Source organism: Solwaraspora sp. WMMA2059 (genome assembly GCF_027497315.1).
In the GTDB taxonomy this organism is placed as follows: domain Bacteria; phylum Actinomycetota; class Actinomycetes; order Mycobacteriales; family Micromonosporaceae; genus Micromonospora_E.
This window is the reverse complement of sequence record NZ_CP114908.1, coordinates 4462292-4475599: the sequence shown is the minus strand read 5'-3', so window position 1 is coordinate 4475599 and position 13308 is coordinate 4462292. Positions and strand designations below refer to the sequence as shown.

Here is a 13308-nt window from a genome sequence, read left to right as displayed (position 1 = left end):
GGGCCGGCAACCGGATTCCCGGCGCGGCTTGGGACAATGGGGCGCGATGCTCATCGACCTGTACGACGTCATTCATCGGCGCCGCGACGTGCGGGCCGAGTTCACCGGCGCGCCGGTGCCGGACGAGGTGCTGCACCGGGTGCTAACCGCCGCGCACGCCGCGCCGAGTGTCGGGCTCACCCAGCCGTGGGACTTCGTGCTGGTGCGCGATCCGGCGGTGCGTGACGCCTTCCACGCCCATGTGCAGCAGGAACGGCAGACGTTCGCGCAGACCCTCGACCCGGTCGCGGCGGCCCGGTTCGCGCACATCAAGATCGACGGGGTACGGGAGGCCACCCTGTCGATCGTGGTGACCTGCGGAAGGTCTCGGGGTCGGTTGGGTCTCCTTCTACCGGGAGCCGTTCCTGCGGGACCTGCTCGCCATCCCGGCCGGCATCCGACCGGTGGCCTGGCTCTGCGTCGGGCCGGTCAGCCGGCTCGCCGACGAACCCGACCTGGAGCGGCACGGCTGGCGGCGGCGCCGGCCGGTGACCGACGCCCTGCACCACGACCGGTGGTGAGTTTCGCGGAGCCTGCCGACCACCGGCGTTTGCCAAAACGGCAAGGAAGTTTGCCGCTACCCTGGCGGCGGCGGATCGTGGGTGCCGGAGGTGGTCAGGATGGCTGACGACAAGGTGGGGGGACCCACGTACCGGGTCGCCGTGGCGGTGATCGGCGGCGGTGCCGCCGGGTTGAGCGCGGCGCTGACCCTGGCCCGGGCCCGGCGGGCCGTGATCGTGATCGACGCGGGCGAACCCCGCAACACGCCCTCGGCCGGCGTGCACGGCTACCTCAGCCGCGACGGCATCAGCCCGGCCGGGCTGGTCGCCGCTGGCCGGCAGGAGGTCGAACGGTACGGCGGCGTGGTGCTGCCCGGCCGGGCGGAGGCGGTCGAGCGGGTCGACAGCGGATTCGAGATCAGCCTGGCCGACGGCCGTACGGTGGCCGCCCGGCGGCTGCTGTTCGCCACCGGCGTGGTCGACGAACTGCCCGACATCCCCGGGCTGCGGGACCGCTGGGGCCGCGACGTGCTGCACTGCCCGTACTGCCACGGGTGGGAGGTCCGGGACCAGCCGGTCGGGGTGCTCGCCACCGGCGAGATGGCGCTGCACCAGGTGCAGCTGTTCCGGCAGTGGACCTCCGACCTGGTGCTGTTCACCCACACCGGCGTCGACCTCACCGACGAGCAGGCCGAACAGCTGGCGGCCCGCGGCGTCCGGGTGGTGCCGGGCGAGGTCGTCGGGCTGGAGGCGGCCGACGACCGGCTCACCGGGGTGCGGCTCGCAGACGGGACCATGGTGCCCCGGGCGGCGGTGACGGTCGCCTCCCGGCTGCGGGTCGACGACCGGCTGCTGACCAAGCTGGGGGTGCCGCTGACCAGGCATCCGAGCGGGATGGCCGAGCAGGTCGAGGCGGACCCGACCGGGCGTACCCCGGTGCCGGGAGTCTGGGCGGCCGGCAACCTGACCAACCCGTTCGGCCAGGTGATGGCGGCGGCTGCGGCCGGCGCGATGGCGGCGGCGGCGGTCAACGGCGACCTGGCCGAGGAGGACACCGCCGACGCGGTCCGCCGGCACCGGGCCGCTGTGGCAGGAGCGGACGACAGCGATCTGCCGGTGCACCACGGGCCGGCGGACGTGGCTGAGATCGTCAGCCCGACATTCTGGGACGAACGGTACGGCTCCGTCGACCGGGTGTGGAGCGGCAACCCGAACCCGCAACTGGTCGCCGTCGCGACCGAACTGCCCGCCGGCACCGCCTGCGACGTCGGCGCCGGCGAGGGCGCCGACGCGATCTGGCTGGCCGGCCGGGGCTGGAAGGTGACCGCCGTCGACGTGTCGGCGGTGGCGCTGCGCCGGGCCGCCGAGCAGGCGGCGGCGTCCGACGACGACGTGGCGAAACGGCTCACCTGGCAGCCGGCCGACATCCGTACCTGGGACCCCGGGCCCGACCGGTTCGATCTGGTCACCGCCCAGTTCATGCACCTGCCGGACCCGGACCGGGCGATGCTGCACCGCCGGCTCGCGGCGGCGGTACGCCCCGGCGGCACCCTGCTGATCGTCGGCCACCACCCGTCCGACCTGGACGTGCCGGGGCTGCGCCGGCCCCGGATGCGGGACCTGCTGTTCACCGCCGAGCAGGTGGCGGCGGTGCTGGACCCGCGGCAGTGGGCCAGCATCCGGGCCGAGACGGTGCCCCGGCCGGGCACCGACCCGGACGGCAACCCGGTAACCGTTCACGACGCGGTGCTGCACGCCGTCCGCCGGCGCTGACAGACGCCCACGCGGCTCGCCGGGTGGGCGTCTGTCAGCAGTGGTCGGCAGTTCCCAGCCCCTTAGTACAGGACGAGGTCACCACCGGACGCGGTCAGGTTGATCTCCTCGGTGGCGGTGCCGGTCCAGCTCGACGAGAACATCAGCGTGTCACCGTCCCAGACGGTGATCCCGATCTTGTCCAGCTGGCCCGGCCCGCTGACCAGGGTCGCGCTCACCCGCATGGTCAGTCCGGTCGCCACCGCCACCGGCTGCTGCGGGGTGGACAGGTCGAACAGCGTCACCTGGTAGCGCAGCTGCGCCGTGGCGGGGCCACCGCCGAGAGCGTACGAGCCGTACGACTCCAGAACGTTGCCCTGGAACTTGTACCGCTGGTCGCCGGAGCGGTAGCCGACCAGCACCTTGCCGACCAGCCTCTCGCCGTAGGTGATCCGGCCATCGAGGTCGAACTCGATCCGGTGATCCGGGTCCAGCGGGTAGGCGCCAGCGGTCGACTCGCTGCGCAGATAGCCGTCGCCGAGGAACCGCAGCCTGGTCGGCGGGGAGACGGTCACCGTCGCGGTGACGGACCCGGTGTAGCGGCCGTCGACCGTGGTGGTCACCGGGTGGTTGCCGACCGGCAGGGTCGCCGTACAGCTGGCCATCCCGCCGGTGCGGTCGCTGCCCCACAACTTCACCTCGGTGGCACACAGGGTGGTGTCACCGCTGGTGAAGGCGAGCTGGGCACCTCGGACGTCGCCGGCCTCGGCGCTCACCGCCGCCCGCAGCAACACCTGCGCCTGCTCCGCGCCACCCTCCGGGTGCACCAGTGTGTCCCCGGTGTACGCCACCTCGGCCGCGCGGACCTGGTCGATGCGGATGTCGGCGTCGTTGAGGTCGAAGAAGACGTTGCCGACCGCTTCGATCTTGATCCGACCGGTGGTGGTGTCGATGTTCGGCAAGGTCACCGTGGCGCTGCCGTCGTTCGGCACCGCCTCGGCCAGCACGTACGGGAAGGTCTTCGCCCCATCCGTCGAAAGTGAGATCCGCACCTGTGCGGCGTTCACCGGCGCTGCGTCGGTGCCGGCCACGTCCCAGCTGACCTCCTGAACGGAGCCGCCGAGGTAGAACGACGGAACCGGCTGCGAGGTGACCAGGAACGGACCGGCGTCCGGGGCCAGCATGACCGCGGTCTCGGCGTTGCCGACCCCGCCGCCGCCGACCCGGCCGTCGCGTGCGGTCAGCTTGAAGTGCATGGTCCGGTCGTTGGCGTAGCCCACCCAGTCGGCGGTCGGCAGGAACTCCGAGTAGCAGTCGACCAGCGCCTGCGGCAGGTTCGACGCGCTGCCGCTGGCCGGTGGTGCCGGGGCGGCCGGGCAGGCACCGGTCACCGCGTTGGTGTTGCCGGCCAGGATCTGCGCCATGTCCGGGAAGACCCGGGTCGGGTCGTCGTCGACCGCGTTCAGACCGGGGGAGTAGTACTGCTCGGTGTCGTCCGGGCCGACCAGCGCCGCCGTGCCGAACACCCGGAACAGCGGGCCGTTGGTCTTGACGTTGTCAGTCAACGCGGTGCCGGCGGTGCTGACCCCGGCGATGCCACCGCGGTCGTTCTGCTCCCACAGATAGGTGAGGGCGTCACCGTCGGCGTCGGTGGCGCTGCCGGTCAACGCGAACGGGGTTCGCACCGGGATGGTGAACTGGTCCGGCACGGTCACCACCGGGGCGTGGTTGGTGGTCTCGGTAACCTGCCAGCCGCCGTTGTCGACCGGACCGCCCTTGGCGGTCTCGCCGACGAAACCGGCGGCACCGTGGAGGTCGGCCAACCCGAGCGGCAGTACGTTGGTCCGGGCCATCACGCCACCGTCGAACGTCACCTGGAAACCGGCGTCGGTGAGCGCACCGACGCCGCCGAACGCCGCGACGCTGACCGTCGCGCCGGCCGGCCACCCGGTGGTCGCCTCGATCGCCGCCTTGATGCCGGCGGTGGTGTAGTTGACCCCGCGGACGATCGGCGTCGACGACTGCCCGTCGTGCACGATCGTGAACGCGTCACCGTCGGTGTCGAAACCGCGCAGCGACACCGTCTGCACCTCGTTGATCGCCGGCCGGGCGGAGTTCACGAACGTGGTGATTTCGTGGTAGCTGCGCTGCGACCAGTACGGGTCGGTGTGCGGCTGCAGGTTGTCCTGCTGGCAGATGCCCGCGTACGCCATGATCGACGAACCGCTGCCCGGTTCGTACGAGTTGGTGGCGCTGCGGTTGCCGCCGGAGCAGTTCCACTGGGTGCCGTTGAAGGTGTGGTTGCCGGCGAACTGGTGGCCGATCTCGTGCGCCACGTAGTCGACGGCGTAGAAGTCGCCGATCGGGTTCGGCAGGCCGGTGCAGCCGCGCGCCTTGCCGTCGCCGCCGGCCACCCCCAGCCCGGCGACCCCGCCGCCGGGCAGACCGAAGCCGATGTGCCCGACGTCGTAGCTGCTCGCCCCGACCAGTTGGCCCAGCACGATCCGGTTGCGGTTGAGCGTCGCGCCGGAACACCCGGTCAGCTGTGCCGCGGAGAAGCACGGCGCGGAGCCGCACGGCCCGTCCGGGCCGGTGGCCAGCTCGGCGGTGTTCAGGTTGGTCTTGTCGGTGTCGTTGATCAGCACGAGCCGGATCGCGGTCTCGTCTTCGTAGATCTGAGTAACCCGGTTCACCAGCGTCACCTTGGCAGCTGTCACGTTCGCCGCACCGAAATAGTCGGCGTACGACGGGTCGGTGAGGAAAGCCAGCCGGTAGGTGCGCAGCTTGACCAGCGACCCGGCGGGGTGGTCGGCCTGGGCCTGCTCGACCTCCGGGTCGATCTGCGCGGCGGTGGTGTCGACGTCGCCCCGCTCGGTCAGCGGGCCGTGCCGGTTCAGCAGGTCACCGGCGTGGTAGCTGGCGTAGACGCTCTGGTCGCGGTGGTACGGGTCGACGTACCAGGACCCGGTCGACGAGCGGACCGAGGCGTGGAAGCCGAGCGGGGTCAGGTCGGCCCGGATCGTCGCCGTCGGGTCGTCGACGCCGGTGCCGGCGTACGTCCGGATGTCCGGGTGCCGGGCGGCGAGTCCGTCCTGCATCACCGGAGAGTCGACCACCGCGAACCGCTGCACCACGCCGTCCGGGTCGGGCACGGTCAGCACCAGCGGCGCCGTCGCGGCGGCCCGGTCCGACTCGTCCGGCGCCCGGTCCAGCTGGGCGGCGATCGCCTCCCGGTCCAGGGTGTACGCCGCGAACCGGTGCGCCTGGATGTCCGGCGCGCGACCGGACCGGCTGGCCGTCGGTACGTCGTCGAGCACGGCCCACGGGGTGCCGGCAATCGGCGTACCTTCCTGCGGCGCGGCACTGGCGGCCGTGGTCGGGCCGACCGCCGGCAGCAGCGCCGCCGCGACGACGGCGACGAGCAGGGCGATCAGACGGCGGTTGCCGGACCGGCTGGTCGCGGGCAGTGGCTGCGGACGGCCGTTCGGCGGCGAGCGGCGCCTCGACGAGGGCTTCCTCAAAATGTCTCCTCGGGAGTCCGTGACGATCCACAACCCGAACGGCCAGGGGTGTCCAGGCCGCCGGGCGATGGATCTCAAGGGTCGAAAGTCGACGCTAGGCCCCGAGTCGCGGGTACAGCCATCAGCCGTACGGCTGAGACAGTGCATAATGGCCGGCCTTACGAGACCGGCTCATGTGACGAGCGGAGCTCCTACTCGAAGGCGGTCAGGAACCGGTCCCGGAACGAGTCCATCTGCCACACCGGGGCCTGCGGACCGGGGCGCAGCCCTTCCTGCCAGTCCCAGCCGGCGACCCGGTCGAGGACCGCCTGGTCGCTGGTGACGATGGTGACCGGCACGTCGTGGCTGGCCCCCGGACCGGTCACCACCGGCGCCGGCTGGTGGTCGCCGAGGAAGACCACCACCAGATCGTCGTCGCCCTGCGACTCGATGTAGGAGATGATCGTGCTCAACGAGTACGCCACCGCCTTCGGGTAGTCGCTGCGCAATCCGTCCTCTGCGGACTTGTTGGCCTGGCCGGCGGCCATCGCCTCCCGGTCGAAGACCGAACCGTCGCGGACCGTGTTCCAGTTGACCAGCTGCGGCAGCGGGGTCCACGGCGCGTGGCTGGACAGCAACGCCACCTCGGCCATCACCGGCTGGTCGTTGTCGCGCCGCTCGAAGCGGTCGAATGCCGACAGCACATACTGATCGGGGATGGAGGCGAAGTTGAACCTGTCGCCCGCGTACCTCATGTTGCGCGAGTCGTAGACCTGGTCGTAGCCGAAGAACGCCCCCTCCGGCCAGGCCCGGCTGTTGCCGGGGAAGAAGCCGGCGACCCGCCAGCCGGCGTGGCCGAACGCCCGGGTCAACGTCAGCCGGTCACTGGTCACCAGGCTGCGGTAGCGCTGCTGGTTGTCCACCCACAGCCCGGACAGGGTGCTGGCGTGCGCCAGCCAGCTGCTGCCCCCGACCGTCGACGAGGTGAGGAACGCACTGCGCGACTGGAACCCCTGCGCCGCCAACCGCTGCGTACCGTCGTCGAGCAGATCGCCGATCAGCGGGCTGAAGTCGGGGTGGGTGACCGCGTCCCGGCCGTAGCTCTCCACGAACGCCAGCAGAACGTCCTTGCCACGTAGCGCGGTCAGCAGCTCGTCGCCGGGCACGTCCCGGAACGCGTCGACCGCTGCCAGCTCGGCGAACTCCTGCCGGTCCTGCAGGCTCGCGCCGATCTGCATGGTGTGGTCGTACGCCAACCGGGCGGTCGCCCGGTCGGCGATCGGCAGCCCGATCGTGCGCCACTCGTCCTGGTAGACCACCACCTGCGTACCGAGCAGGGCGAACACCAGCCAGCCGGCGGTCAGCGCACCAACCGTACCGCCGCCGATCCGTCGGTGTGCGGCCAACAGCCGGGCCAGCCGCAGCGTCGCGGCGACCAGCAGCGTCAGCACCGCGATCGTGAGCACGACGGTGCCGACCGCCGCGCCCACCGCTGCGGCCCGGCCGTAGGAGGCGTCGACGAACCGGAACCCGTCGGCCAGCAGACCCCAGTCCAGGACCGGGTCGAACGGCCGGTCCAGCACCGAGAAGAAGCCGATGTCGGCGACCTTCAGCGTGATCAGTACGCCGAGCAGCGCGCCGAGCGCGGCAGCCACCGGGGTGCGGACCCGGCCCGGCAGCACCAGCAGCAGCGCGGCGGCGACCAGCGCCTCGACCGGGATGCGGGCGAACGCGACCGGGACAATCAGATCCAGCTGGTACGGCAGGGTCATCGCGGCCAGCACGCCGCCGACCGCCAGCACGTCGGCCGACCATCGGGCGGTACGCCGTACCCGCGGACGCCACCGGTTGGCCGGCGGTGCCGTGCCATTCTGCGCCGTCGCCTGGTCCGGCCCGCCCTCCGCCGCTGGCGGGTCGGTCGGTGCCTGGTCCGCCGCCGTCTGGTCAGCCGGCTCGGCTACGGCGTCCTGGTCCGTCACGTCGTCAGCGGTGGTGGCCGGGGCGGAGTTCGTGGCGGAGGACAAGTTCGGGCCTTCCTGGTAGTCGGCCAGGCGGCGCGCCCTGCCGGACCGGACTCAGCACGATATCCGTACCACCGGACACCCACAAATACGCACGACCAGCCGGACCGGATCGATCTGCGGATCACCGGCTCCCGGCCGTGACCGGTCCGCCGCGTCGACCGGTCTTCTTCTGCATGGAACAGTTGCGGACGTACTTCGACCGGGCGCTCGACAGCGAACCGGCACCACCGGCGCCACTGGACGACCTGGCCCGAGTGGCCATGGCCGGCGGGAGCCGACTACGTCGACGCAGACAGATTGGGTACGCCGCCACGACGACCGCCGCTGCCGTGGCGCTTGTCGCGGTGGGCGTGCTGCTCCCGGTCAGGGACGCGCCCGAGCCCGTGCCGGCGCAGGCCGCCATGCCGTCGGCCTCGCCTGGCTGTGAACTGGTGCGTCCCACCAGCGCTGACGTGGCGACCGAAGCCGCCGTCTACCTGAGCGTCGACGTGACCGCCGAGCAGCGGCGCGCTGTCGACGCGGCGCTGCGGGCCGACCCGCAGGTCGGGTCGGTGGCGTATGAGAGCCGGCAGGACGCATACCAGCGGTTCGTACGGCGGTACCAGGACGATCCTGCTGTTCTGCTCGATCATCCCGACCTGATGGAGAAGGTGACCCCAGATCAGTTGCCGGAGTCTTTTCGGATTACCTTGGCGAACCCATCGGCGTACCAGCAGGTCAGCGGCGGACTACAGGCGATGCCCGGCGTCGAGACAGTCACCGGCTGGTTCTGCCTGTACGGCACGGACAAGCAGGTGGGCGAGTGAGTGGGGTTCGGGTCGTAGCGCCGGTCGCCGTGGACCTACCGGCGGAGCCGGCACCGACGAGGTCTGAGCGCGGCGGCGGTCCGCTGGCCCGCTGGGCCGCCAGCCGTCGGAATCAGCGAGTGGCCGGGGACGAGGCGTTCACCGCGTTCGTCGTTGACGCGGCTCCCCGGCTGCGCCGCGTCGCGTACCTGATGTGCCGGGACTGGCATCTCGCGCAGGACCTCACCCAGATCACCTTCACCCGGATGTACGCCTCGTGGAACCGGATCTGGCCCACGGCGAACCTGGACGCGTACAGCCGTCGGGTGCTGATCAACGCGGTCTCCGACGCGATGAAGCGGCGCAGCCGCACGGAGCTGGTGCTCGCCGAGCCGCCCGAGCCGGCGGCTCGGCCGACCGGCTCTGGCGGCTCGACCGAGCTGCAGATGGCGTTGCTGCAGGCGCTGGCGGAGTTTCCGGTGCGCGACCGGGCGGTGCTGGTGCTGCGGTACTGGGAGGATCAGAGCGTGCAGACCGTCGCCGAGATCCTCGGCATCACCACCTCGGCGGTGAAGATGTGCAGCATGCGGGCGCTGCAGCGGCTGCGTACCGTCCTCGGCGAGGACTTCCCGACCAGCTGATCGGTATCGCGACCTAGGCTGGGCGGCATGCCACCCGCGTCGACCTCACCGTACCGGCCGACGTCGCAGTACCGCTGGACGTTGCTCGACCTGGTCGTCGCGACGGCGGTGGCCACTGTCGCCTGGCAGTACCGTGCCTCGCTGGCGGACCTGGCGATCGGTTGGCCGGGTACTGCTCTCCGATGACCGGCACCCGGTTGGCCTCGCCGACCTCAGCGAGTACGGCGTGCTGGCCCTCAGCTGTGTGGCGATCTGGCTGATTGCGTACACCTTGCGGACCAGCAAGGAGCAGACGGCGGTTGAACTGCACGACGTCGTCGCACACAGCCTGGCGGTGAGGACCGTGCAGGCGGACGGTGCCAGCTACCTGATCGACCTGGACGCCGAGCAGGCCCGCAAGGCAATGGTCACGATCGGCGATACCGGCCGTGACGCGCGCGCCGGGCGTTACCCGGCCGCGGCGGGGGAGATTGCTGTCAACCGGTGCGCCGCCGACCGGCTCGGCGTCGGACCGGGCAGCACTCTGCGGCTGTACGGGGGCGACCCGACCGCTGCACCGGTCATCGCCACCGGCACCGGTGCCACCGTCGGCACTGCCAGCCTGCGCGCCTTCACCGACCAAGAACTGGCCGCCCGCGCCCCGGCCGACCTGGCACTGTTCGCCCACGACCAGCCGATCACCCCGGCTGTGGTCGAGCAGCTCCGGTCGCTCGACGCCGTCCGCCACGTCACCCCGTTCCAGCAGGCCCAGGCGACCATCGGCGACCGGTCGTACGCCACCATCGCCGTCGACCTAGCCGCACTGCCCCGGCTGACGATGCTGGTCAGCACCGACGGCGCGCTGACCGACCTCGGGCCGGGCCGGGTCGTGCTCGGCGAGGCGGTCGCCCGGGACCTGGCCGCCCAGGCCGGCGACCAGTTCGCGTACCGGGTTGAGGCCGGGCAGTTGAACCTGACCGTCGCGGCGGTGCTCGGCGGCGATGCGCCACTACAGTCCGATGTGGTACTGGTGCCAGGCGACCTGGACCGGCTCGGCGGTACGCGGACCGGGCTGCTGGCCGACTTCGCCGACGGCGTCGGTACCCGCGACGCGACAGTGGCCGCCGTACGGCAGCTCGGGGTCGCCGTCGGTGCCGACGTGGCCGTGCTGTCCGACTACCGCGAGGCGACCGACGCCGAGGTGACGTCGCTGTTCCTGATCGCATTGGGGCTGCTGGCGATGACCGTGCTGATCGCGGTGGTCGGGGTCGGCACCACCACCGCGCTGTCGGTGCTGGAACGCACCCAGGAAGTCGGACTGCTGCGGGCGCTCGGTCTGAGCCGGCGCCGGCTGCGGGCGATGATCCTGGTGGAATCAGGCCTGTACGGGGTGGTCGGCGCGGTGCTGGGGCTGGCGCTCGGCGTACCGCTGGCCTGGTTGTCGTTCGAGGCGCTGCGGCTGGGGATGCCGCCGGTGCTGCCGGCCGGGCAGCTGCTGGCGATCGTCGCGGCGTTGGCGGTGATCACCGCGATGGCCGGGTTGGCGCCGGCCCGCCGGGCCGCCCGGGTCAGCCCGGTCGCCGCCATCGGCGACCCGGACTGAACGGTACCGACGGTGAGTGGGCGCTGCGGTACGTCGATGCTGGGCGGCGTCACCCTGTACCGCAATGGCTCAGCCGGCCTTGCGCCGGGTAGCCGGGTCGTCAGCCTCGTCGAGGTCGACGATCGGGGCCTGCTGCACCGCGACCGTGAGAGCCTCCAGTGCACGGCGTGCGTCGTCGGAACTGCGGTAGCTCGAAGCACTGGTGGCCAGGATCTCACCGTTCGTACCGACCAGTCGCCAGCGATAGGTACGGAGTCTCCCGCTGACCAACTCGAAGCGAACCTGCCGGAGCTGATCAAACGGACCCGTCACCCGGACGGGCTCGCTATCGGCCAGCATGGCGTCGAACACATCCTCGGTCACGTCGAACTCGGCCAGCTCATCCTGCTGCATGCTTACCCGCATCCCCCTCATCCGCCACACCAAGTGCCATCCTTGACGTCCACCGGCTGCAGAATCACCCGCAGCAGCCGTCCCCCGCTCATCGTGTGCGACTACCAGGATTGGGATGGTCGTGCCATCCAACGCGAAGTGGGACCGCTGGCCACTGGCACGCGGCTCGGACCTGATCGCCGGTGACACCACGCCGGGAGCGGATCTTTGACTCGATACTCGGCGGTACCTCAATGTAGCCGATCCAGAACGTTGGCACTCGACAACCCTAGGTCACCTTGGTTGGCTGCGCGTCAACGCGTCCTATGGCTGTGGACGGCCAGCGACCGCAGGTCCTCTGACCTGGGGCGATGATGGTGCGCCCGGTAGGGTTCGAACCTACGACCTTGGGATTAGAAGTCCCCTGCTCTATCCGCTGAGCTACGGGCGCTTGCTGATCTTGTCCTGGCGTGCACATAGTAGTGGTCGCGGGTTGCCGTGACGAGTCAGTCGGTCTCCGGCAACCCTCGGTCGACCGGGCGTTGCGCCGCCACCGGTTGACCAGGGTCCGGGCCTAGCGGCTCGGTGGTGAAGTAGCCGCGCAGCCAGCGGTCCAGCTCGCTGAACAGCTCGTCGCGGGCTGGCTGGTGGGACAGGGTCAGGTCGTGCAGGCCGCCGTCGATGCGGACCACGGTGACGTGCCGGCCGAGCCGGGGGGCCCACCGGGCCATGTGCTCGACGTCGAGTACCGCGTCGGCCAGGGTAGCCGAATCGTGCCAGCTGTGGCTGCGGTAGGACCGGGAGGAACAGGCCAGCAGGACCGGCGCGGTGATTTGCAGTCCGGCACGCAGTTGTCGTTGGGCGCGGCGGATCGCGGTCAGCCAACCGGCCCGCACCGGAAACCCGGTGAGCGGCTTCCACTCCAGGTCGTAGTCCCATTCTCCGTTCTGGGAGGCGTGCACGCTTTGCCCGTACACCCGGGAGAGCCCGACCGGGACGATGCGGTAGGGCGAGCGGCCGGTGAGACGGCAGACGGCCGCCGCCACCGGCCGGCGGAGCAGCCACGGTGCGTTGAGGTCGAAGAACGGGCTGTTCAGGAACAACCCGTCCGGCGCGATGCCCTGGCTGGCCCGCGCGTCGGCCCAGACCGCCGCGATCAGCCCACCGGTGGAGTGGCCGTTGATCAGCAACGTCTCGTTGCCGTCCTGCTCGCGGATGATCCGGGCGGCGGCGTCCAGTTCCGGGAAGTAGTCGCTGAGGTCGCGGCAGAAGTTCGGGGTCTGGTGCGGAAGCAGGCTCCGGCCGTACTTGCGCAGGTCGAGGGCGTAGAAGTCCCAGCCGCCACGGACGAAGTGGTCTGCCAGATGGGTCTGGAAGAAGTAGTCGACGAAGCCGTGCAGGTAGAGCACCGCCCGCCCGGCCGGGCGGTCCGCCCGGCGCCGGACCAGGGTCGCGACGACCGGACCCTCGTCGTCTGGGGCCAGCTCGATGACCTGCTGCTCGTACGGGAGTCCGAGGATGTCAGGCTGCACGACCTTGACCGTACCGCCGGACGGTTACCTCCGGGTAGCACCGCGCTGCGCGTCGCACAATCAAAGGCGGCACTGGCAGCGGCCGAGCGGCGGTGCGTGGCGCGAGGAGGTACGGGATGAAGGTTGAACAGGCGACGGCGTTCCTGCGGGCGAATCATCGGGCGGTGATGGTGACCCGGCATCCGGATGGCCGGCCGCAGACCAGTCCGGTGCTGGTCGCGGTCGACGACGCCGGCCGAGTGCTGGTCAGCACCAGGGAAGGTGCGGTCAAGGTCCACAACCTGCTGCGCGATCCGCGGGTCACGTTCTGCGTGACCACGGACCGGTTCTTTGGCGACTGGGTGCAGATCGACGGGCGTGCGGAGGTGGTACGGCTGCCCGAAGCACTCGACGTGCTGGTCGACTACTACCGACGGATCGCCGGAGAGCATTCCGACTGGGACGACTATCGGGCTGCGATGCGCCGCGACAAGCGGGTGGCGATCCGGGTGAGCGTTATGCGTGCCGGCCCGGACGTGCACAGGTGACGGTCCGGATGAGCCCGGGCAACTGCCTGGACGGCCGGCGTGTAGAGCCCCGGT

The 13308-nt window shown here is 71.1% G+C and carries 10 protein-coding genes, 1 tRNA gene and 1 pseudogene; 7 read left to right on the top strand and 5 right to left on the bottom strand.

Annotated features, from left to right (window positions below):
* Positions 1-52: 52 nt before the first annotated feature.
* Both O7553_RS20415 and O7553_RS20410 read left to right on the top strand, forming a co-directional pair.
* Positions 53-560: pseudogene (locus O7553_RS20415) on the top strand (nitroreductase family protein).
* Between the two features lie 99 nt (positions 561-659).
* The gene (locus O7553_RS20410) at positions 660-2312 is read left to right on the top strand and encodes a bifunctional NAD(P)/FAD-dependent oxidoreductase/class I SAM-dependent methyltransferase (protein WP_281551293.1); all 1653 of its coding nucleotides are present in this window, start codon (positions 660-662) and stop codon (positions 2310-2312) included.
* Between the two features lie 62 nt (positions 2313-2374).
* Here O7553_RS20410 and O7553_RS20405 read toward each other — a convergent pair whose 3' ends face one another.
* Together O7553_RS20405 and O7553_RS20400 are read right to left on the bottom strand one after the other, a co-directional pair.
* Positions 2375-5812 carry a M12 family metallo-peptidase gene (locus O7553_RS20405; protein ID WP_281551292.1) on the bottom strand — a complete coding sequence of 1146 codons (3438 nt, stop codon included), beginning with the start codon at positions 5810-5812 and terminating at the stop codon, positions 2375-2377.
* Between the two features lie 191 nt (positions 5813-6003).
* A complete protein-coding gene (locus O7553_RS20400) occupies positions 6004-7815 on the bottom strand; it encodes a sulfatase-like hydrolase/transferase (RefSeq protein ID WP_281551291.1) in 1812 nt (603 codons plus the stop codon).
* Positions 7816-7952: 137 nt separating this feature from the next.
* Here O7553_RS20400 and O7553_RS20395 point away from each other — a divergent pair, with 137 nt between their 5' ends.
* From O7553_RS20395 to O7553_RS20380, 4 genes are read left to right on the top strand one after another with little or no spacing between them, the layout of a single operon-like run.
* A complete protein-coding gene (locus O7553_RS20395) occupies positions 7953-8621 on the top strand; it encodes a permease-like cell division protein FtsX (protein WP_281551290.1) in 669 nt (222 codons plus the stop codon).
* Positions 8618-9241 (top strand): SigE family RNA polymerase sigma factor, encoded by a 624-nt coding sequence (locus tag O7553_RS20390; RefSeq protein WP_281551289.1) that lies wholly within the window; start codon positions 8618-8620, stop codon positions 9239-9241. Before O7553_RS20395 ends, O7553_RS20390 begins: the two co-directional genes overlap by 4 nt.
* Positions 9242-9268: 27 nt before the next feature.
* A complete protein-coding gene (locus tag O7553_RS20385) occupies positions 9269-9427 on the top strand; it encodes a hypothetical protein (protein WP_281551288.1) in 159 nt (52 codons plus the stop codon).
* A gap of 40 nt (positions 9428-9467) precedes the next feature.
* The gene (locus O7553_RS20380) at positions 9468-10823 is read left to right on the top strand and encodes an FtsX-like permease family protein (protein WP_281551287.1); all 1356 of its coding nucleotides are present in this window, start codon (positions 9468-9470) and stop codon (positions 10821-10823) included.
* Between the two features lie 69 nt (positions 10824-10892).
* Here the strand turns inward: O7553_RS20380 and O7553_RS20375 are convergent, their stop codons facing one another.
* The 3 genes from O7553_RS20375 to O7553_RS20365 all read right to left on the bottom strand — a co-directional run bounded on the left by O7553_RS20375 (position 10893) and on the right by O7553_RS20365 (position 12727).
* Positions 10893-11246 carry a YegP family protein gene (locus O7553_RS20375; protein ID WP_281555683.1) on the bottom strand — a complete coding sequence of 118 codons (354 nt, stop codon included), beginning with the start codon at positions 11244-11246 and terminating at the stop codon, positions 10893-10895.
* A 324-nt stretch (positions 11247-11570) separates the two neighbouring features.
* Positions 11571-11646, bottom strand: a tRNA-Arg gene (locus O7553_RS20370).
* A gap of 55 nt (positions 11647-11701) precedes the next feature.
* A complete protein-coding gene (locus O7553_RS20365) occupies positions 11702-12727 on the bottom strand; it encodes an alpha/beta hydrolase (protein WP_281551286.1) in 1026 nt (341 codons plus the stop codon).
* 116 nt (positions 12728-12843) lie between these two features.
* Here O7553_RS20365 and O7553_RS20360 point away from each other — a divergent pair, with 116 nt between their 5' ends.
* Positions 12844-13254 carry a PPOX class F420-dependent oxidoreductase gene (locus tag O7553_RS20360; RefSeq protein ID WP_281551285.1) on the top strand — a complete coding sequence of 137 codons (411 nt, stop codon included), beginning with the start codon at positions 12844-12846 and terminating at the stop codon, positions 13252-13254.
* Positions 13255-13308 lie beyond the last annotated feature (54 nt).